Below are 19,732 nucleotides of genomic sequence, written 5' to 3' on the forward strand. Positions count from 1 at the left end.
GGAATATCCGGCTCAATCCTGGTGGAGAATAAACTCCAGATAGAGGTTGCGCTGCAGGATCGAGTGGTTGTCGTCCGACACCAGCGACACCATCAGCGCGCCGTCGTCGCGCGTCCAGACGTCGAGCCCTTCCATATTGTCGATCTGATATCCCATATCGGCTTCCATCAGCACCGGGCCGTCGGCGACCGCGCCCTTCTCGACGCTCTCTCCGTAGATGCGCCTCAGCCGCATCTTCACCCCGCGCGCCATCGAGAAGCTGCGTTCGAGCAGAAGCAGGTCGCCATCCGGCAGGAAGGCGCCGTCGGTGATGTCGAAATCTCCGTTGCGCTTGACGGTGAAGACGCCCTTCCTCGGTCCCTCGATGATGGCGGCATAGATGTTGCCGACCTTGTCGAGGCTCTTTTCCGAAACCACGACCAGGCCGCCCTCATGCTGGCCGTAGGCATTGGCATGCGTGACCGTCTCGAAGCCGCGATTCTGGCGCAGCTCCCAGGCCGGGACCAGATAGTCGAGCGACTTGAACGGCGCCTTCATGTTGTCCGGCTCGATCTTGAACTGGACGACGCGCTGTTCGCGCTCGAAGCCGACGGTGGCGATGCCGTCCTTGACCGCCAGGCCTTCGGCGTCGACCTGCCATTTCTTGTCGATCGGCTGGCCCGAAGCGTCGACCATTTGCTGCATGCGGAAATTCGACACGCCCGAGGGCCGCTTGTCGGCATCATGGGCGATGGTGCCGAAGAACCAGAAGCCGGTGTCGGCGAGGCCGATGAAATCGCTGCCAGACTTGAGGAAACGGAAAGCCGATAGCGCGCCGAAATCGCGCGACGGCGAGGTCATCTCCAGTCCGCCGACGAACTCGAGCGGCCCGAACTGTTTCCGGTCGCGGCCGATGTGAAACTCAGCGATCGGCCGCGCCGCGATCTCGATCGTCTCGACCGGAGCGCCTCCCTCGGCGAAGACCGGAGAGGCGGCCGCGCAAACCAGCGCGCAAGCGAAAACCGTCCGCCGGGATCCGCCCCGCGAAAAGATCATCCGGCGCGCCGCAAGCCGCCGCGCCGCGTGTCGCGCGCGCTCTCCTCGCCGAACAGCGATGCCAATTGCTCGGTCATGGCGCCGGCCAGCTCCTCGGCATCGACGATGGTGACGGCGCGGCGGTAGTAGCGCGTGACGTCGTGGCCGATACCGATGGCCAAAAGCTCCACCGGCGAGCGCGTCTCGATGAGATCGATCACCGCGCGCAGGTGACGCTCCAGATAGTTGCCGGGATTGACCGACAAGGTGGAATCGTCGACCGGCGCGCCGTCCGAGATCATCATCAAGATCTTGCGCTGCTCCGGCCGGCCGATCAGCCGATTGTGCGCCCAAAGCAGCGCCTCGCCGTCGATGTTCTCCTTGAGCAGGCCCTCGCGCATCATCAGGCCGAGATTGCGGCGCGCCCGCCGCCACGGATGGTCGGCGGACTTGTAGATGATGTGGCGCAGGTCGTTGAGCCGGCCCGGACTCGGCGGCTTGCCGTCCTTCAGCCATTTCTCGCGCGCCTGCCCGCCCTTCCAGGCGCGGGTGGTGAAGCCGAGGATTTCCACCGAAACGCCGCAGCGCTCCAGCGTGCGCGCCAGAATGTCGGCGCAGGTCGCGGCAACGGTGATCGGGCGCCCGCGCATCGAGCCCGAATTGTCGAGCACCAGCGACACCACCGTGTCGCGGAACTTGGTATCGCGCTCCTGCTTGAAGGACAGCGGCTGCATCGGATCGATGACGACGCGCACCAGCCGCGCCGGATCGAGATAGCCTTCCTCCAGGTCGAAGTCCCAGGAGCGGTTCTGCTGGGCCATCAGGCGGCGCTGCAGGCGGTTGGCCAGGCGACCGACGACGCCCGAGAGATTGGCGAGCTGCTTGTCGAGGAAGGCACGCAGCCGGTCGAGTTCCTCTTCCTCGCAAAGGTCCTCGGCGCCGACCGTCTCGTCGAAGGCGGTGGTGAAGACCTTGTAGTCGATCTCCCTCGGCAGGTTGAGGAACGGATTGTCGTTGCGGCGCGCCTCGCCGGGCGTCTCGGCGTCGGAATCGTCCTCGTCGGAGAGGTCGTCCGATGTGGCGTCGGTCGCCTCGGTCTCGGCAGAGTCTTCCTCGTCGGCAGAGGCCTCGGCATCTTCGGACTGCGACTGTTCCGAGCCGGAATCGTCCTCGCCGCCTTCCTCGCTCTGCTCCTCGCCCTGCTGCTCGTTTTCTTCGTCGTCCTCGCTATCCTCGGTATCCTGGTCGTCGCCGAGCTCCTCGGCCATCTCCATGGAAACGAGCATGTCGCGCACGATCCGGGCGAAGGCCTGCTGGTCGTCGAGCCTGGACGACAGGCCATCGAGATCGGCGCTTGCCTTCTCCTCGACCCAGGGGCGCCACAGATCCACCAGCCGCTCGCCGCTCTTCGGCACGGCGCGGCCGGTGAGCTTCTCGCGCACCATCAGCGCCACCGCCTCCTCGAGCGGCGCGTCGGCCCTGTCCTTGACGTCGACGAGGTTGGCTCTCGCGTATTTGTCCTCGAGCATCGAGCCGATATTGTCGGCCACGCCCTGCATGGCGCGGCTGCCGATCGCCTCGACCCGCGCCTGCTCGACCGCGTCGTAGATGGCGCGCGCGAGCTTGCCCTCCGGCGCCAGCTTGCTGTGAATGCGCGCGTCGTGGCAGGCGCGCTTCAGCGCCATGGAATCGCCGATGCCGCGGGTGATCGCAATGTCGTTGCGGGAAGCCTTCTTCGGCAGCTCGGGCAGGCGCGCACGATTGCCGGCCAGCGCCGGCCGGTCCTTGGCGAAGCCGACCTCGAGGTCCTTGTCGCCGGCGACCGCGCGCATGCAGACGGTGACGGCGCGCTTGAAGCTGTCGGCTTCAGACCCGTTCTTCGGCTTGTTGCGCGTGTTGTCGCCCGGACCCGCCATCGATCATTCCCTGCGCGATTTCGCCGGAAAGGCCAAGCCTTCCGGCGCGCGCCTACCCCAGCACCACGTTGGCGGCGCTCTCCGGAAGATCCTCGCCGAAGGCGCGCTGGTAGAATTCGGCGACCACCGAACGCTCCAGCTCGTCGCACTTGTTGAGGAAGGTCAGCCGGAACGCCATGCCGATATCGCCGAAGATCTCGGCATTCTCGGCCCAGGTGATGACGGTGCGCGGGCTCATCACCGTCGACAGGTCGCCGTTGATGAAGGCCGAGCGCGTCATGTCGGCGACGCGCACCATCTTGTTGACGATCTCCTTGCCCTTGTTGTCGCGATAATGCTTGGCCTTGGCCAGGACGATCGAGACCTCGTTGTCGTGCGGCAGGTAATTGAGCGTGGTGACGATCGACCAGCGATCCATCTGCGCCTGGTTGATCTGCTGCGTGCCGTGATAGAGGCCGGTGGTGTCGCCCAGCCCGACCGTGTTGGCGGTGGCGAACAGCCGGAAGGCCGGATGCGGGCGGATGACGCGGCTCTGGTCGAGCAGCGTCAGGCGGCCAGACGATTCCAGCACGCGCTGGATGACGAACATCACGTCCGGGCGGCCGGCGTCGTACTCGTCGAAGCAGAGCGCCACATTGTGTTGATAGGCCCAGGGCAGGATGCCGTCGCGGAACTCGGTGATCTGCAGGCCTTCCTTGACGACGATGGCGTCCTTGCCGACGAGGTCGATGCGGCTGACATGGCTGTCGAGGTTGACGCGCACGCAGGGCCAGTTGAGGCGCGCGGCGACCTGCTCGATATGCGTCGACTTGCCGGTGCCGTGATAACCCGACACCATGACGCGGCGGTTGTAGGCGAAGCCGGCGAGGATCGCCAATGTCGTCGCCCGGTCGAAGAGGTAGTCCGGGTCGATGTCGGGCACGTGCTCGGTCGAGACGGAATAGGCCGGCACGATCATCTTGGAATCGAAGCCGAACTTGTCCTTCACCGACGCCGTCGTGTCGGGCAGGTTGGCGATGTCGCGATCGACCTTGTTCATCTCTATCAACGTCTCCACGGGCGAAACGCCGCGTTTCGCCGGCAATCGATTTTGTTCGGGGGCGGTCTTAGAGCCTTTTCCAACCTTATGAAAGTTGGAAAACGACATGGGACCGTAGGGTCGCTCAGCACAATCCTGCTTGCTTGAGCACGCGATAGGCCTGCAGCACATCGCGGAACCGGTCTTCCGAACCCCTGTCGCCGCCATTCGCATCCGGATGGTGGCGCTTAACGAGTTCCTTATAGCGCGCCTTGATATCCTTGCCAGTCGCCTTTGTATCAAGGCCAAGCGTTTCCAGCGCCTTGGCCTCAAGCGGCTTGGCCTTGCGCTCGCGCACCTCCCGCGTTCCGCCGCCGAACAGGTTGAAGGGGTCGCGCATGCGGTTGTAGTAGCCGGCGCGCCCCGAACGCTGCTGCGCGAAATCGGGCGCCGAACGCATCCCGCCGCCATTGGCGCCCATGCGCCAGGTCGGCCGATGACCGGTCAGCGCCTCCTTCTGGAAGCGGGCGATCTCGCTGTCCGGCACACCCGAGAAATAGTTGAAACCTTTGTTGTATTCGCGCACATGCTCGAAGCAGAAGCGGAAATACTCGCCCTCCTTCAGGCGTCCGACCGGCGCGCGATGCGTGCCGGCCTCCTTGCAACCGTCCCACTGGCAGATCGGCGAGCGCGACTTCAGCTCCGCATCCTTTTCCGGCCGGATGCGAATTTTCTCGAAATATTTGGGATATGGTTTCATCTCACCCATTTATGGGCTGTTCGCCAGTGCGAAACAAGAATTGACATTTCGCCGATGATCGCCCTAACCGCTGAATCACGGCTTAAAAGCGGTCGAAAGTGCAGATTTTGCGGCGGTGCCGCAGATGTGGTGAAGGGGAGCCCCGATGTCCATACAGTCGACGATGGAAAACAAGCTGAGGGCGGCGTTTTCGCCGGAAAGGCTCGCCGTCATCAACGAAAGCCACCTTCATGCCGGCCATCATCATGTCGAGTCGGGCCATCACGCCACCTTCGACGGCGCCGGCGAGACGCATTTCCGCGTCCGCATCGTCTCGCCGAATTTTGCCGGCATGAGCCGCATCGACCGCCACCGCGCCGTCAACGAACTGCTCGCCGACGAGCTGAAGGCCGGCGTGCACGCGCTGGCGATCGAGCCGGCGGCGCCGGGGGAGAAAACGCGCTGGTAACTACACGAGCGTCGCCTTCAGGAAAGCCATGACCGCGGCGGTCAGCGCATCGCCGTCCTCGCCGAAGCGGCGGTTGATCGCCATATGCGAATAGGCGCTGCCGTCGAACAGCGTCACCTTGGTGCCCCTTGCCCGCAGCCGGTCCGCTAAATCACGCGCGGCGACCGCGCGGATCGGCGCGTTCGAATAGGCGACGAACACGGGCGGATGCTTGGCCGTCCCGATATAAGTCGCGGGCGACAGCGCCCGCCACTGGCTCGGATCCGAAAACGCCTGGGCATAGACCGGACGCAGCTTGCCGCCTTGCGCCTTGGCCAGGGCCTCGATGTCATAGGCCTCGGTATCGTCGAGCACCAGCGCGGCGACGCCGGGCAAGCCGCCGCGAAACCCCGTCAGCGCCGCGAGATGGCAACCGGCCGAGTGGCCCATCACCACGATGCGGTCGGGATCGCCGCCATATTTGGCGATATTGGCGCGCACATAGCCGTAAGCCTTCTCGACGTCGCTCGCCTGGGTGGCGACGGCGGCCTCCGGCAGCATGCGGTAGTCGATCGAGACGAACAGGAAGTCCTTGGCGAGCAGGAAACCAGGCTTGGCATTGACATTGTTGCGGTTGCCGAGCCGCCAGGCGCCGCCATGGATGAAAAAGACGACCGGATCGCCCTTGGCGCCGTCGCGTGCGTAGATGTCGAGCTTGGCCGGCCCGTAGTCGAGCGTCATTGGCGTCGGCTGGCGCCCACGCCATGCTGCCGACGCAGCTGTCGGCAGCATGGCAGCAACCGACGCAAGGACAAAATGTCGCCGATCGATCATCGTCATCTCCTGACAGCCCTCCGGCCCCCTGACCGCCCACTCCGCAAAGAGTGCATGCGAGCTCGGCGAGCGTCCAGCTAGGATTGTTCATCGACTGTGGGATTGGGGCCCGTCAACGTTGGCCCGCGCCCGTCTCGCGCCCTCAAAAAGCGCCGGCGCGCAACTCCGCCACCGGGAGGATCATGGAACATTTCCTTGGCCTGGCAGTTTGAGTGGAGGCCCGGATCCGGAGGAAGCCTTCATCCATACCGGAACGAATCGCTTGTCAGACAGGAGAGCCGATGCCCTCGGCCGGCGCCTCCGAACGGTGACCGTCAATGACGACGAAGTATCGAGTTCCAGCCGCGCGTGCCAACGGGTGCTCAGGCCGTTTGCACCCTCTGCGCCTGTTTCCGGCAATCGCGCTGGCGGCCTTCCTGTCGGCTCCGGCCGCCGCGCATCAGGCGCCCAAGGGCTGGCAGTATGACAGCTCATGCTGCTCGGGAATGGACTGCTACCAGGCACCCACGGCCGACGTGAAGGAAACGAAATATGGATACCAGCTCTCCACCGGAGAGCTCATCCCCTACTCCGACAGTCGGATCAAGCGCTCGCGTGACGAGTTCTTTCACGAGTGCAAGCCCGGCGGCGACGCGGCGTCTCAGCATTCGTTCTGCCTCTACGTTCCCGACCACGATATGTAGTGGAAAAACCAAGATTCTCCTTGAAGCTCTCCCCGCCATCACCACCTAAAGATCATAGGTGAGCATTCCGTCCGCATCGGGTGCTTTGAGACGTCGATGCCCGATTGCAGACGCTCTCCTTCATGTGAGGGAACCACAATGCTTTCCGGCAGTTGAATACGAGACGAGCCGACTGGCCGACTGGAAGCTAGAGCGGCTCTGAGGGCAGAATATCATGCGAGAGAACCAATCCGACGTCTTCGATCTGTTTTCGGAGATTTACGCCAACGCGGCCCAGGAAGAGATCAGCCTCCAGCAATATCTGCTCGCCTGCCGCGAGGACAAATCCATGTATGCCTCGGCGCCTGAACGGATGGTCGAGGCAATAGGCGAGCCGAACCTGGTCGACACCAGCAAGGACGAGCGGCTCGGGCGCATTTTCTCGAACCGCACCATCAAGGTGTATCCCTCCTTCTCCGACTTCTACGGAATGGAGGATACGATAGAGCGCATCGCCGGATATTTCCGTTATGCCTCGCAGGGCCTCGAGGAGCGCAAGCAGATCCTCTACCTGCTCGGGCCGGTCGGCGGCGGCAAGTCCTCGCTTGCCGAACGGCTGAAGAAGCTGATGGAGCAACGCCCGATCTACACGCTGAAGGTCGGCAACCAGATCAGTCCGATTTTCGAATCGCCGCTCGGCCTTTTCCATCCCGATCGCATGGGCGATCTGCTGGAAGACAAATACGGGATAGCCCGCCGTCGTCTGAACGGGCTCATCTCGCCCTGGGCGGCCAAGCGCCTCGACGAACTGTCCGGCGACATTTCCAAGTTCAGCGTGGTCAAGCTGTCGCCGTCGCGTCTGCGCCAGATCGCCATCGCCAAGACCGAGCCCGGCGACGAGAACAATCAGGACGTCTCGGCCCTGGTCGGCAAGGTCGACATCAGGCAATTGGAGAATTTCAGCCAGTCCGATCCGGATGCCTATTCCTACAGCGGCGGCTTGAACCGGACCACGCAGGGCCTGCTCGAGTTCGTCGAGATGTTCAAGGCGCCGATCAAGGTCCTGCACCCGTTGCTGACGGCGACCCAGGAAGGCAGCTACAACGGCACCGAGAATTTCGGCGCCTTCCCCTATCAGGGCATCGTCGTTGCCCATTCCAACGAATCGGAATGGCAGCAGTTCAAGAACAACAAGAACAATGAGGCTTTCCTCGACCGCATCCTCGTGGTCAAGGTTCCGTATTGCCTTCGCATCACCGAGGAAAGGCAAATCTACGAGAAGCTGCTGCGCGAAAGCGATCTGGCGAGCAGCCCCTGCGCGCCCGAAGTGCTGGACATTCTCAGCCGTTTCACGGTCTCTACCCGCCTTGCCGAGCATGAGAACTCGCCGCTCTACACCAAGATGCGCGCCTATGACGGCGAGAACCTCAAGGAGGTCGACACAAAGGCGAAGTCGGTCCAGGAATATCGCGATGCCGCGGGCGTCGACGAAGGCATGACCGGGGTCAGCACGCGCTTCGCCTTCAAGATCCTGTCGCAGACCTTCAACTACGACACCAAGGAGGTGGCCGCCGATCCGGTGCATCTGATGTACATCCTCGAGGAGGCGATCAAACGCGAGCAATTCCCGAAGGAAACGGAAGCCGCCTATCTCGAGTTCATCAAGTCGGAACTTGCAACGCGCTACGCCGAGTTCATCGGTCATGAGATCCAGAAGGCCTATCTGGAATCGTATAGCGAGTACGGCCAGAACCTTTTCGACCGCTACATCGCCTACGCCGATGCCTGGATCGAGGATCAGGACTACAAGGACCCCGATACCGGGCAGATCCTCAATCGCGAGATCCTGGACAAGGAACTGTCGCAGGTCGAGAAGCCGGCCGGCATCGCCAATCCCAAGGACTTCCGCAACGAAGTGGTCAAGTTCACCTTGCGTGCCCGGGCGCGCAATCATGGCCGCAACCCGTCGTGGACAAGCTATGAAAAGCTTCGCGAGGTGATCGAAAAGCGCATGTTCGGCCAGGTCGAGGATCTGCTACCGGTGATCAGTTTCGGCTCCAAGCAGGACAGCGTCACGGAAAAGCGGCACCATGAATTCGTGCAGCGCATGGTGGAGCGCGGCTACACCGAGCGGCAGGTGCGCCGGCTGGTCGACTGGTACATGCGCGTGAATAAGGCGGGCTGAGCAAACCGGGACGGTTCCATGCCGATCTTCATCGACCGCCGCCTGAACCCGAAGGACAAAAGCCTGGGCAACCGCCAGCGCTTCCTGAGGCGCGCCCGCGAAGAGCTCAAGCGCAGCATCCGCGACCGGGTTCGCACAGGCCGCATCGCCGATCTCGACCGGGAACATGCCGTGCCGATGCCTCGAAAAGGCACCGGCGAACCGACCTTCAGCGACGCCAAGGACAGTGGAGAGCGCCAGCACATCCTGCCCGGTAACAGGTCGTTCAGCCCCGGTGACCTGATCCCCAAGCCCGGCGGTGGAGGCGGCAATCCATCGGCTCCGGGAACCACCGAATCCGAGGACGACTTTCGCTTTGTGCTGTCGCGCGAGGAAGTGCTCGATCTCTTCTTCGAGGACCTCGAGCTGCCCGATCTGGTCAAGCTCAATCTCAAGCAAATCCTGAGCTTCAAGCCAAGACGGGCGGGCTTCACGGCAAGCGGGGCGCCGACCAACATCAATGTCGGACGCACGATGCGAAACAGCCACGGGCGCCGCATCGCGCTCAGGCGACCCAAGCAAGAGGCCGTGGACGCCGTCGCCAGGCAGCTCGCCGAGCTGGAATCGAACCCTTCAAACGCTGCAATGCGCGAGAGTATCGCGGCCCTGCGCGAGGAGCTTGACCGGCTTGAGCGCCGGCGCAAGCGAATTGCCTATGTCGATCCGGTCGACATCCGTTTCAATCGCTTCGACCCCCAACCGGTGCCGAATGCGAGCGCGGTCATGTTCTGTCTGATGGACGTCTCGGGATCGATGGGCGAGCGCGAGAAGGATCTGGCCAAGCGCTTCTTCGTGCTGCTGCATCTGTTCCTGACACGACGTTATGAACGCACCGAGATCGTCTTCATTCGCCACACCCACGAGGCCAAGGAGGTGGACGAGCACACGTTCTTCTACCATACCCAAAGCGGCGGCACCGTCGTCTCCACGGCGCTTGAGGAAATGCATCGCATCATCGAGCAGCGCTATCCGGCCGCCGAGTGGAATATCTACGCCGCCCAGGCTTCCGACGGCGACAACTTCGCCACCGACTCCGAGCGCTGCATAGCGCTGCTCGACCGCAAGCTGATGCGTCTTTGCCAGTATTTCGCCTATGTTGAGATCATCGACGAACGCGAAAGCCACATTTTCGGCTCAACCGAGAACGGGACGTCGCTCTGGCGCGCCTACAACGCTGTCGACGGGAAATGGCCGAATTTCCAGATGAGGCGCATCGCTGCTCCGGCCGATATCTATCCGGTCTTCCGCGAGCTTTTCGCCAGGCAGCCTGCTCTGCGCAAGAGTGCGTAAAGACACGGGGTCGATGGGATAGAGGCCGATGGTCAGTCAGGCGCGCAAATCCGAGCTGCTTTTTTCTGGGGCGGACTGGGATTTCAGGAAATTATCGCGGGTCTACGACGAGATCGAAGCGATCGGGGTCGAAGAGCTTCGCCTCGACATCTACCCGGTGCAGATGGAGGTCATTTCCTCCGAGCAGATGCTCGACGCCTATTCCTCGGTAGGCATGCCGCTGATGTATCGACATTGGTCTTTCGGCAAGCATTTCCTTTACAACGAGCTTCTCTACCGCAAGGGCGCGCGCGGTTTGGCTTATGAGCTGGTCATCAACTCCAATCCCTGCATCGTCTATCTCATGGAAGAGAACACCATGGCCCTGCAGGCCCTGGTGACCGCCCATGCCGCGCTTGGGCACAACCATTTCTTCAAGAACAATCATCTCTTCCGGCAATGGACGGACGCCGGAGGCATCCTGAGCTATCTGGATTTTGCCAAGGGCTACATCGCCCGATGCGAGGAGCGGCACGGCCTCGCGGCCGTGGAGGCAGTGCTCGATTCCGCCCACGCGCTGATGGAGCAAGGCGTCTTCCGCTACCATCGGCCGCCGAAGCTGTCGTCGGAGCAGCAGCGCGAAGGGCTTCGCGAGCGCCTCGAATACGAGGAGCGTTCCTACAACGATCTATGGCGCACGCTGCCGCCTTCGCAAGACACCGACAAGAGCGAAACGCGCGACGACGGTGCGGCGGCACGGAAGAAATCGCTCAAACTGCCTGAGGAGAATCTGCTCTACTTCCTTGAGAAGAACAGCCTTGTGCTTGAACCCTGGCAGCGCGAGATCATCAGGATCGTGCGTGTTATTGCGCAATATTTTTACCCGCAGCGGCAAACCCAGGTGATGAACGAGGGCTGCGCCACCTTCGTGCATTACACGCTCATGAACACGCTCTTCGATCGTGGCCGTATCAGCGAAGGCGCCATGCTTGAGATCTTGCGCAACCATTCGAACGTGGTTTTCCAGCCGGCCTATGACGATCCGCGTTATTCCGGCATCAATCCCTATGCGCTGGGTCTCGACATGATGCAGGACATCAAGCGCATCTCGACCGAACCGACCGCGGAGGACCGCGACTGGTTCCCGGACATCGCCGGCCGCGGCGACTGGCGCGACACCCTGCTCGATGCCTGGGCCAACCACCGTGACGAATCCTTCATCCGCCAGTACCTGAGCCCCGCCCTGATCCGGAAATGGCGGCTCTTCGTTTTGGCCGACGGCGCCGACGAGCCGCACTACGAAGTCGCCTCGATCCACAATGAGCGCGGCTACAGCAAGATACGGTCCGCGCTGGCCCAAAGCTACGATGTCGGGGCGAGCCGGCCCGACATCCAGGTGGTTGACGTGGACCTTTTGGGCGACCGGCATCTGCGGCTGCAGCACAAAGTGAAGGACGGCATCCTGCTCGAGGGCGAAAGCCGCGACGCAACCTTGCGCCATATCCGAAGCCTATGGGGCTACGACGTCAGCCTGGCGGCCATGGATGCTGAAACCGGCGCGATGCTCAGCGAGCGCTCGACGAAGGAACTGTGAGGCCGGAGGCCCAGCTCTGCCCAAGGTGCCGGCATCACCTGGATATCGACAAACTCTTAGCCCTCGCCGGCAGGTCTGATCCTTAGCTTTGCGATGCGGTTCTTGTCGCGCTTCATGACGACAAAACGCTTGCCGTGGAATGTGAAGGCCTGCTTCTCCTCGGGGATCGTCTGCGTCTCATGGATGACCAGGCCGGCGATCGTCGTGGCCTCCTCGTCCGGCAGGTCCCAGTCGAGCGCCCGGTTGAGATCGCGGATCGGCACGGTGCCGTCGACGACGACTGAGCCGTCCGCCTCCTGCTTGACGCCTTGCACGTCGATATCGTGCTCGTCGGCGATCTCGCCGACGATCTCCTCGATGATGTCCTCCAGCGTCACCAGCCCTTCCATTTCGCCATATTCGTCGACGACGAGAGCGAAATGCGCCTTGCGGCGCAAGAAGGCGTTGAGCTGGTCCTGCAAGGTGGTGGTGTCGGGCACGAACCATGGCTTCGACGCGATCTTTGTCACGTCGATCCTGGAAAAGTCGTTGCCGACCTCGTTGAGGGCCCTCAGCAGATCCTTGGCGTGCAGCACGCCGACGATGTTGTCGAGCGAGCCTTTCCAGAGCGGCATGCGCGTGTGCGGGCTCTGCAGGATCTCGCGTACGACCATTTCCGGCGGGTCGTCGGCGTTGACCGAGCGCATGTTGGTGCGATGGACCATCACGTCCGAAACTTCGAGCTCCTCAAGATCGAAAAGCGCGCCCAGCCGGTTGCGGCCATCGCGCGCCTGCCCGTTGCGGCGGCTGTCGTCGCCGTTCTCGTCCGATTCATCGTCCTCGGGCGCCACCGGCTCGATCGGCTGCAGGCTGTAGCCGAGCGCTGCGAACAGGCGCGTGCGGAACAGAAGCGCCAACAGAATGATGGCGGCCAGAACGGCTGCGGCGATCCAGCCGGCGTCGCTCATCCCGGATGGCTCGCCTTGAGGAAGGACAGCACTTCCGAAGGCGGCACGTCCTTGGCGATGAAGGCCTGGCCAACGCCGCGCGTCAGGATGAAGGTGAGCGCGCCGCGCGACACCTTCTTGTCCTGGGTGATGAAGCCAAGCAGCGCCTCGGCATCCGGCAATTCGCCTGATATGTCGGCCATCCGCCAGGGCAGGCCGACGGCGCGAAGATGCGCTTCCACGCGCTCGGCATCGTCCGGGCTCGCCAGATTGAGGCGCGCCGAGAAACGGTGCGCCAGCGCCATGCCGATGGCGACGCCCTCGCCATGGACGAGGCGGGCGCCGTCATAATTCGTGGCGGCTTCGAGCGCGTGGCCGAAAGTGTGGCCGAGATTGAGCAGCGCGCGGTCGCCGGTCTCGAACTCGTCGCGCGCGACCACATCGGCCTTGGCGCGGCAGGCCTCGGCGATGGCTTCGGTCCGCTCCTGGCCGCCGGCGAACACCTTTTGCCAGTTCTCCTCCAGCCAGGCGAAGAAGGCCGGGCGGTCGATCAGCCCGTATTTGGCAAGCTCGGCATAGCCGGCCCGGAACTCGCGGATCGGCAGCGTGTCGAGCACGCCGGTGTCGGCAAGCACCAGCTTTGGCTGGTTGAAGACCCCGACCAGGTTCTTGCCGCGCGCGCTGTTGATGCCGGTCTTGCCGCCGACGGAAGAATCGACCTGCGCCAGCAGCGAGGTCGGCACCTGCACGAAATTCATCCCGCGCCGCAGGATGCCGGCGGCGAAACCGGCAAGGTCGCCGATGACGCCGCCGCCAAGCGCCACGACGACATCGCGGCGTTCGAGCTTGGCGGCAAGCACGCCATCGACGACCTCTTCGAGGTGAGCAAAGCTCTTGGTCTTTTCGCCGGCCGGCAGCGTGATGACGGCTGTCTGGATACCGCCTTTTTCCAGGCCGGCCTTCAGCGTTTTGAGATGCGTTGCGGCGACATTCTCGTCGGTGACGATGGCCGCGCGCGTGCCGGGAAGGCGGCGCGCGATTTCCGTTCCGGCGCCGGAAAGCAGGCCCGGCCCGATCAAGATGTCATAGGCACGGTCGCCGAGCCCGACCTCGACCTTCACCGGTTCGGCACGGCTCACTGTTCCACCTCGTTGCTGGTCGCGATCGCGTCGATCCCGAGATAGGCGCAAAGCGCGCATACCACCTCGCCGGCGATGACTTCCTTGCGGTCGTCGCGGGTCGCAACCGTGATGTCGGCCGTGGCATAGACCGGATAGCGCTCATCCATCAGCTTCTCCAGAACGCCGCGCGGATCGGGATTCTTCAACAGCGGCCGGTTCTGCTTCTTCGAGACCCGCTCCATCAGGAGATCGAGATCAGCCTTCAGCCAGACCGAGACGCCATGGCCGGCGATCGCCTCCCGCGTCTGCGCGTTCATGAAGGCACCGCCACCGGTCGACAGCACCTGCGGGCCGTTCTCGAGCAGACGCAGGATCACCCGCTGCTCCAGCGCCCGGAATTCAAGCTCGCCATAGCGCTCGAACAGCTCCGGCACGGTCATGCGCGATACGCTCTCGATCTCCTGGTCGCTGTCGATGAAGGGCAGCGAAAGCATGGCCGCCACCTTGCGGCCGATCGCCGTCTTGCCCGCGCCCATCAGGCCGACAAAGACGACCGAGCGGCTGCCGAGCCGCTCGAGCAGCGCGACACGGCCTTCGTCCGGCGGATTTGCTGGTAGCGCGCTCATGCGGAACCCTCTTTGCGCCGTATCGACATCAAAAGCCTGTTTGCGTCAAGCACGGCGCCGCAAGCGGACCGGATCGTGCGGCTTTCCGCCGGGAACCTTCGTCGACAAATCCTTCGTCCTTGAATTGGCCGGATTAGCGTCCCATAAGGGCACAGGGTTTGGAATCGCAGAACAAGAAGACGGGCGAAGACTGAATGCCGACATTGTTTCGCTTTGTCGTGACGCTGGCGGTTCTTGCAGGCGTCGCCTATGGCGCGATGTTCGCGCTGGCGATGTTCGTGGAGCCGAAGAAGGCGGAAATGAGCGTGCGCATTCCCGCGGAAAAGCTCAACCCGAAGAAGAACTGATCCCGGCCAGATGAACAGCGCGGCCCGCATCGAAGCTTTTCTGGAGATGATGAGCGCCGAGCGGGGTGCGGCCGAGAACACGCTGTCCTCCTACCGCCGCGACCTGGAAGACGCCTCCGAAGCCATCGACGGCGGACTGGCGGGAGCGGCTGCCGCCGACATCCGCGCCTATCTCGACGACATCGCCGCGCGCGGCTTCGCACCGACCTCGCAGGCGCGCAAATTGTCGGCGATCCGCCAGTTCTTCAAATTCCTTTACGCCGAAGGTCTGCGCGGCGACGATCCGACAGGCACGCTGGACAGCCCGCGCAAGGGCCGGCTGCTGCCGAAGACCATGACCGAGGCCGAGACCGGGCGTCTGCTCGACCGCGCGGCCGAGGAGGCGGGCGAAGCCGGGTCCGACGGCGACCGGCTGGCGCGGCTGCGCCTGCACGCGCTGGTCGAGGTGCTCTATGCCACGGGCCTGCGCGTCTCCGAGCTGGTCGGCCTGCCGGTGACGGTGGCGCAGCGCGACGACCGTTTCTTCATGGTGCGCGGCAAGGGCGACAAGGAACGCATGGTGCCGCTGTCGGCGAAGGCGCGCGCCGCGATGCGGGCATGGCTTTCGGAACGGGCAGTTCGGCCGGCCTTCGCCGACAGCCCCTACCTGTTTCCCGCCGCCTCGGACAGCGGCCATCTCTCCCGGCAGGTTTTCGCACGCGATCTCAAAGGTTTGGCGGCGCGGGCCGGCATCGCCTCAGCCAAGATCTCGCCGCATGTCCTGCGCCACGCTTTTGCCAGCCATCTGCTGCAAAACGGCGCCGATCTTAGGGCCGTGCAGCAACTGCTTGGCCACGCCGATATCTCCACCACGCAGATCTACACCCATGTGCTGGAGGAGCGGCTGGTGCGGCTGGTCAACGATCATCATCCGCTTGCCGACTAGGCCTCATATCGCTATGTGAGGGCGACGTTCCACCGCCCGGAGCCAGCATTTCCACGGTTCCGCCAGCCATTGCCTTCCGACGGATCGGTCCGCCCAAGCATGTACAACTACCTCGACTTCGAAAAGCCGGTGCAGGATCTGGAGCTCAAGATCCTTGAGCTGAAGAAGCTCGCGGAGAACGGCGAGGCGGTCGATGTCGCCGACGAGATCAGCAGGCTGGAGAAGCGTTCGCGCGATGCGCTGCGCGACCTCTACAAGGCACTCACCCCTTGGCAGAAGGTGCAGGTCGCCCGCCATCCCGACAGGCCGCACTGCGTCGACTACATCAAGGGCCTGTTCAGCGATTTCACGCCTTTGGCCGGCGACCGCAATTTCGGCGACGACCAGGCCATCGTCGGCGGCTTCGCCCGCTTCCACGGCGAGCCGGTGGCGGTGATCGGCCAGGAGAAGGGTTCGGACACGGCAAGCCGCATCAAGCACAATTTCGGCTCGGTACGGCCGGAAGGCTACCGCAAGGCGGTGCGGCTGATGGAACTCGCCGACCGCTTCAAGATCCCGCTTTTGACGCTGGTGGACACCGCCGGCGCCTATCCCGGCGTCGGCGCCGAGGAGCGCGGCCAGGCCGAGGCCATCGCGCGCTCGACCTCGGCCTGCCTGGGGCTCAAGGTGCCGTCGATCTCCGTCGTCATCGGCGAAGGCGGCTCCGGCGGCGCCATCGCGATCGCCACCGCCAATCGCGTCTACATGCTGGAGCACGCCATCTATTCGGTGATCTCGCCCGAGGGCGCGGCCTCTATTCTTTGGCGCGACACCACCCGTTCCAAGGACGCGGCGACCAACATGAAGATCACCGCCCAGGATCTTCTCGAAATGAAGATCATCGACGCCATCGTTCCCGAGCCGATGGGCGGCGCCCAGCGAGCGCCGGAGACGGTGATTGCCGCCACCGGCGACCTGATCGCCAGGACGATGAAGGACTTTGCCGGCGCCAACACCGACTTCCGCGAGCAGCGCCGCGAGAAATATCTGGCGATGGGCCGCAGCCTTTAATCGGGCTTTAATCGGGCCGTTCGTGGTGAACTGTGGCGGCAAACAACAATTTCGCCACAAAAATGCCGCCGCATTCGGCTCAATGAAATTCGCCGTGAGGGGTTGGCCGATGCTTGCGGTAAGAAATTTTCAAGGTTAACGGGCTTACGGTCCATTGGTGTTCAGCCTGAGGGCCCGGCCATGCCGAAGCCGTTGGCCCGAGAGAAAAGACATAGCCGTATCGATGTTTGCCAAGCTTGCCCGCACCGGAGTCCTGATCGCCGCGATAGGCGTCGCCGGCTGCAATGATTCCTCGATGAAGGATTTCGCGCCGGAGGCCAATAAGCCGCTGCCGGACAAGATCCTTGCTGACCTGAAGGCGAAGGGCATGGTGCGCACCTCCTCGGTAATGGCGCGCATCTTCAAGGAAGAAGGCAAGCTGGAGATCTGGAAGGCCAAGACCAACGGCCGCTACGATCTGGTCGCCAGCTACGACATCTGCAAATGGTCGGGCAAGCTCGGCCCCAAATACACCGAGGGCGACCGCCAGGCGCCGGAAGGCTTCTATACGGTGCGTCCGTCGCAGATGAATCCGCGCTCGAACTACCATCTGTCCTTCAACATCGGCTATCCCAACACCTATGACCGGGCCAACGGCCGCACCGGCTCCAATCTGATGGTGCACGGCGCCTGCTCCTCGTCCGGCTGCTATTCGATGACCGACGCCCAGATCGAGCAGATCTATGCCTTCGGCCGCGATGCCTTCCAGGGCGGCCAGACCGAGTTCCAGATCCAGGCCTTCCCGTTCCGCATGACCGCCGCCAACATGGCGCGCTACCGCAACGACCCGAACTACGAGTTCTGGAAGATGCTGAAGGTCGGCTACGACAATTTCGAGATCACCAAGGTGCCGCCGAGGGTCGACGTCTGCGAGAAACGCTACGTCTTCAACCAGGTCGCGCCTGAAGGCACGACCTTCGATCCGACCGGCCCCTGCCCGGCGAGCGCCCAGCCCGACTCGTTGAAGACGGCCTATGCCGATTACGAGAAGCGTTATGACGCGGCCTACAACGCGGCCGTGAACTCGAGCACTCCGGCCCCCAGGCCGACCATTGCCGGCATCAAGGAAGCCAGCATCGTTTCCGACTGGTCGAAGCGTCGTGCCCGCGGCGAGCGCGTGCCGATCGATCCGCCGTCGCTGAATTCCGACGGCTCGGTGACCGAGACGGCGCGCATGGGCCGCATCGATTCCCCGATCGGCCGCAAGATGGCGGCGATCGACGCGGAGAAAGAAGCCAAGCGCAAGGCCGAGGAGCAGCGGCTGGCGGCGATCGTGGCGGCCAAGGCCGCCAAGGAACAAGCCAAGGCGCAGGCTCTGGGCGAGAAGGAAGCCGCCAAGCAGGCAGCCCAGCAGCCGGTGGTCACCGCGGGTGTCGAGGCGGCGCCGACCCGGCCGGCGGCTGAGACCCAGGCGGCAAGCGCCGACGAAGGCACGGTGTCGAAGCTGAAGAAGAAGCTGCTCGGCATGTTCGGCGGCTGAGATCTTTCGCCTTGTCCAGGCCAGCCATTTACGACCTCAAGGGATTGAATTGCCCGTTGCCGGTGCTGAAGGCGCGCAAGCGCCTGGCCGCGATGCGGCCCGGCAACCGTCTGTGGCTGGAAACCACCGATCCGCTGGCCGTGATCGACATTCCGGCCTTCTGCACCGATGCCGGCCACCGGCTGATCGAGACGGCCGCGGTCGACGGCGGCCATCGTTTCCTGGTCGAGCGTGGCGGCCTGGCTTAATGCATGTCGCCCAAAAGTGCGCAGCGGTTTTGGGAAAACGACATGCATCAAACAAAGACGTAAAGCGCGTCGCCTCAAATCCGTTTCAGCGCGACGCGCTTTAAGCCAATCGGAATTTCCCGCAGCTACAGCCCGGCGATCGCCAGCGGATTGGCCTCGAGCGCCGCCCGGTCGGGTGTGTCGATCGACGGCTTGTTGGTGAAGGCTGCGAACAGCCGCTCGACATAGTCTTGCGGCATGTCGAGCGTGATCAGCACCAACCGGGTGCCGCGCTGCCCGTCCGGCCAGGCCGGCAGCCTTGCCGGTGGATGCAGGATCTTCTGCACGCCGTGGATGACCAGCGGCCGTGACGGATCCTCCATCAGCTCGATCACGCCCTTCATGCGCAGCAGATTCTCGCCATGCGTCGAGCGCAAGAGATCGAGGAACATCTCGATCGCCGAGAATGGCACCGGCCCCTCGTGGACGAGCGAGTGGGAGCGCAGGCGGCTATCGTGGCGGTGGTCGTGATGATGGTGGCTGTGATCATGGTCATCGCCGTGGTGATGATGATCGTGATCATGCGCAGCCTCCTCTCCAAGCCAGCGCCGCACATCGGCGCTCTTGGTTTCGGGATTGTAGAGGCCGCAATTGAACAGGGACGCGGCCCCGGCAGCGGGATCGTCGACGTCGAGCAGCACCGCGCCCGGATTGATCTGGCGCAGCCTCGCCCGCAAGGCGTCGGCATTGGCCGCCTCGGCGAGATCGGACTTGGTCAGCACGATGCGGTCTGCGACCGCCGCCTGCTTCACTGCCTCGACATGGCCATCGAGCGTGGCCTCGCCGTTCACGGCATCGACCAGCGTGATGACGCCGTCGAGCCGGAAAGCCTGCACCAGCGCCGGATGCGCCATGATCGACTGCAGCACCGGCGCGGGATCGGCAAGACCGGTGGTCTCGACCACGACGCGGGCAAGTCTGGCGATGCGGCCGGTCTGCACCCGGTCGACGAGATCGGCCAGCGTGTCCACCAGGTCGCCGCGCACCGTGCAGCAGAGGCAGCCGTCGGAAAGCTGGATGATGCCGTCCGAGGCCTGCTCGACGAGCAGATGGTCGATCGCCACCTCGCCGAGCTCGTTGATGATGACGGCCGTGTCGGCAAGCGCCGGATCCTTGAGCAGCCGGTTGAGCAGCGTCGTTTTGCCGGCGCCGAGAAAGCCGGTGAGCACCGAGACGGGAATGGGAAAGTCGACGCGCATCTGCCCTGTCATCG

The 19,732-nt window shown here is 63.7% G+C and carries 19 protein-coding genes; 10 read left to right on the forward strand and 9 right to left on the reverse strand.

Annotated features, from left to right (window positions below):
- Window positions 1-12: 12 nt before the first annotated feature.
- From EH240_RS07065 to EH240_RS07080, 4 genes are all read right to left on the reverse strand, one after another.
- Window positions 13-1,035, reverse strand: a complete 1,023-nt coding sequence (locus EH240_RS07065; RefSeq protein ID WP_124996702.1) for an esterase-like activity of phytase family protein — start codon at window positions 1,033-1,035, stop codon at window positions 13-15.
- Window positions 1,032-2,930 (reverse strand): cobaltochelatase subunit CobT, encoded by a 1,899-nt coding sequence (gene cobT, locus EH240_RS07070; RefSeq protein WP_124996703.1) that lies wholly within the window; start codon window positions 2,928-2,930, stop codon window positions 1,032-1,034. The genes EH240_RS07065 and cobT overlap by 4 nt, the downstream gene beginning before the upstream one ends.
- A 52-nt stretch (window positions 2,931-2,982) precedes the next feature.
- Complete coding sequence (gene cobS / locus EH240_RS07075; protein WP_124996704.1) at window positions 2,983-3,969, reverse strand: cobaltochelatase subunit CobS; 987 nt, start codon at window positions 3,967-3,969, stop codon at window positions 2,983-2,985.
- Window positions 3,970-4,093: 124 nt separating this feature from the next.
- The gene (locus EH240_RS07080; protein WP_124996705.1) at window positions 4,094-4,717 is read right to left on the reverse strand and encodes a J domain-containing protein; all 624 of its coding nucleotides are present in this window, start codon (window positions 4,715-4,717) and stop codon (window positions 4,094-4,096) included.
- Between the two features lie 136 nt (window positions 4,718-4,853).
- Between EH240_RS07080 and EH240_RS07085 the strand changes: the two genes are divergently transcribed.
- The gene (locus tag EH240_RS07085) at window positions 4,854-5,156 is read left to right on the forward strand and encodes a BolA family protein (RefSeq protein WP_124996706.1); all 303 of its coding nucleotides are present in this window, start codon (window positions 4,854-4,856) and stop codon (window positions 5,154-5,156) included.
- On the opposite strand, the gene EH240_RS07090 is transcribed toward EH240_RS07085, so the two are convergent.
- Window positions 5,157-5,969 (reverse strand): alpha/beta hydrolase, encoded by an 813-nt coding sequence (locus tag EH240_RS07090; RefSeq protein WP_124996707.1) that lies wholly within the window; start codon window positions 5,967-5,969, stop codon window positions 5,157-5,159.
- Between the two features lie 371 nt (window positions 5,970-6,340).
- Here EH240_RS07090 and EH240_RS07095 point away from each other — a divergent pair, with 371 nt between their 5' ends.
- The 4 genes from EH240_RS07095 (at window position 6,341) to EH240_RS07110 (ending at window position 11,718) form a co-directional block, all read left to right on the forward strand.
- The gene (locus EH240_RS07095; RefSeq protein ID WP_124996708.1) at window positions 6,341-6,652 is read left to right on the forward strand and encodes a hypothetical protein; all 312 of its coding nucleotides are present in this window, start codon (window positions 6,341-6,343) and stop codon (window positions 6,650-6,652) included.
- A gap of 214 nt (window positions 6,653-6,866) precedes the next feature.
- Window positions 6,867-8,816: a PrkA family serine protein kinase gene (locus EH240_RS07100; RefSeq protein WP_124996709.1), complete on the forward strand. Its 1,950-nt coding sequence runs from the start codon at window positions 6,867-6,869 to the stop codon at window positions 8,814-8,816.
- A gap of 18 nt (window positions 8,817-8,834) precedes the next feature.
- Complete coding sequence (locus EH240_RS07105; RefSeq protein ID WP_124996710.1) at window positions 8,835-10,145, forward strand: YeaH/YhbH family protein; 1,311 nt, start codon at window positions 8,835-8,837, stop codon at window positions 10,143-10,145.
- 28 nt (window positions 10,146-10,173) lie between these two features.
- A complete protein-coding gene (locus EH240_RS07110; RefSeq protein ID WP_124996711.1) occupies window positions 10,174-11,718 on the forward strand; it encodes a SpoVR family protein in 1,545 nt (514 codons plus the stop codon).
- A 56-nt stretch (window positions 11,719-11,774) separates the two neighbouring features.
- Here the strand turns inward: EH240_RS07110 and EH240_RS07115 are convergent, their stop codons facing one another.
- Genes EH240_RS07115 through EH240_RS07125 form a run of 3 tightly spaced genes read right to left on the reverse strand, consistent with a single transcriptional unit; the run spans window position 11,775 to window position 14,391 of the window.
- Complete coding sequence (locus EH240_RS07115) at window positions 11,775-12,665, reverse strand: HlyC/CorC family transporter (RefSeq protein ID WP_124996712.1); 891 nt, start codon at window positions 12,663-12,665, stop codon at window positions 11,775-11,777.
- Window positions 12,662-13,783, reverse strand: coding sequence for a 3-dehydroquinate synthase (aroB, locus tag EH240_RS07120; RefSeq protein ID WP_124996713.1), 1,122 nt, complete (start codon window positions 13,781-13,783; stop codon window positions 12,662-12,664). The genes EH240_RS07115 and aroB overlap by 4 nt, the downstream gene beginning before the upstream one ends.
- A complete protein-coding gene (locus EH240_RS07125; RefSeq protein ID WP_124996714.1) occupies window positions 13,780-14,391 on the reverse strand; it encodes a shikimate kinase in 612 nt (203 codons plus the stop codon). Before EH240_RS07125 ends, aroB begins: the two co-directional genes overlap by 4 nt.
- Window positions 14,392-14,585: 194 nt before the next feature.
- On the opposite strand from EH240_RS07125, the gene EH240_RS07130 reads away from it, so the two are divergent.
- From EH240_RS07130 to EH240_RS07150, 5 genes are all read left to right on the forward strand, one after another.
- Entirely contained in the window at window positions 14,586-14,738 is a 153-nt protein-coding gene (locus tag EH240_RS07130; protein WP_066990358.1) for a histidine kinase, read from the forward strand.
- Window positions 14,739-14,748: 10 nt separating this feature from the next.
- The gene (locus EH240_RS07135; RefSeq protein WP_124996715.1) at window positions 14,749-15,663 is read left to right on the forward strand and encodes a site-specific tyrosine recombinase XerD; all 915 of its coding nucleotides are present in this window, start codon (window positions 14,749-14,751) and stop codon (window positions 15,661-15,663) included.
- 99 nt (window positions 15,664-15,762) lie between these two features.
- On the forward strand, window positions 15,763-16,713 hold the full coding sequence (locus EH240_RS07140) for an acetyl-CoA carboxylase carboxyltransferase subunit alpha (RefSeq protein WP_124996716.1): 951 nt from the start codon (window positions 15,763-15,765) through the stop codon (window positions 16,711-16,713).
- A 223-nt stretch (window positions 16,714-16,936) separates the two neighbouring features.
- Window positions 16,937-18,232, forward strand: coding sequence for a L,D-transpeptidase family protein (locus EH240_RS07145; RefSeq protein ID WP_124996717.1), 1,296 nt, complete (start codon window positions 16,937-16,939; stop codon window positions 18,230-18,232).
- Window positions 18,233-18,243: 11 nt separating this feature from the next.
- Window positions 18,244-18,480, forward strand: a complete 237-nt coding sequence (locus EH240_RS07150) for a sulfurtransferase TusA family protein (RefSeq protein ID WP_167483951.1) — start codon at window positions 18,244-18,246, stop codon at window positions 18,478-18,480.
- Between the two features lie 125 nt (window positions 18,481-18,605).
- Here the strand turns inward: EH240_RS07150 and EH240_RS07155 are convergent, their stop codons facing one another.
- A complete protein-coding gene (locus EH240_RS07155) occupies window positions 18,606-19,730 on the reverse strand; it encodes a CobW family GTP-binding protein (protein ID WP_245435854.1) in 1,125 nt (374 codons plus the stop codon).
- Between the last annotated feature and the right edge of the window lie 2 nt (window positions 19,731-19,732).

The organism is Mesorhizobium tamadayense, assembly GCF_003863365.1.
GTDB classification, from domain to species: domain Bacteria; phylum Pseudomonadota; class Alphaproteobacteria; order Rhizobiales; family Rhizobiaceae; genus Mesorhizobium; species Mesorhizobium tamadayense.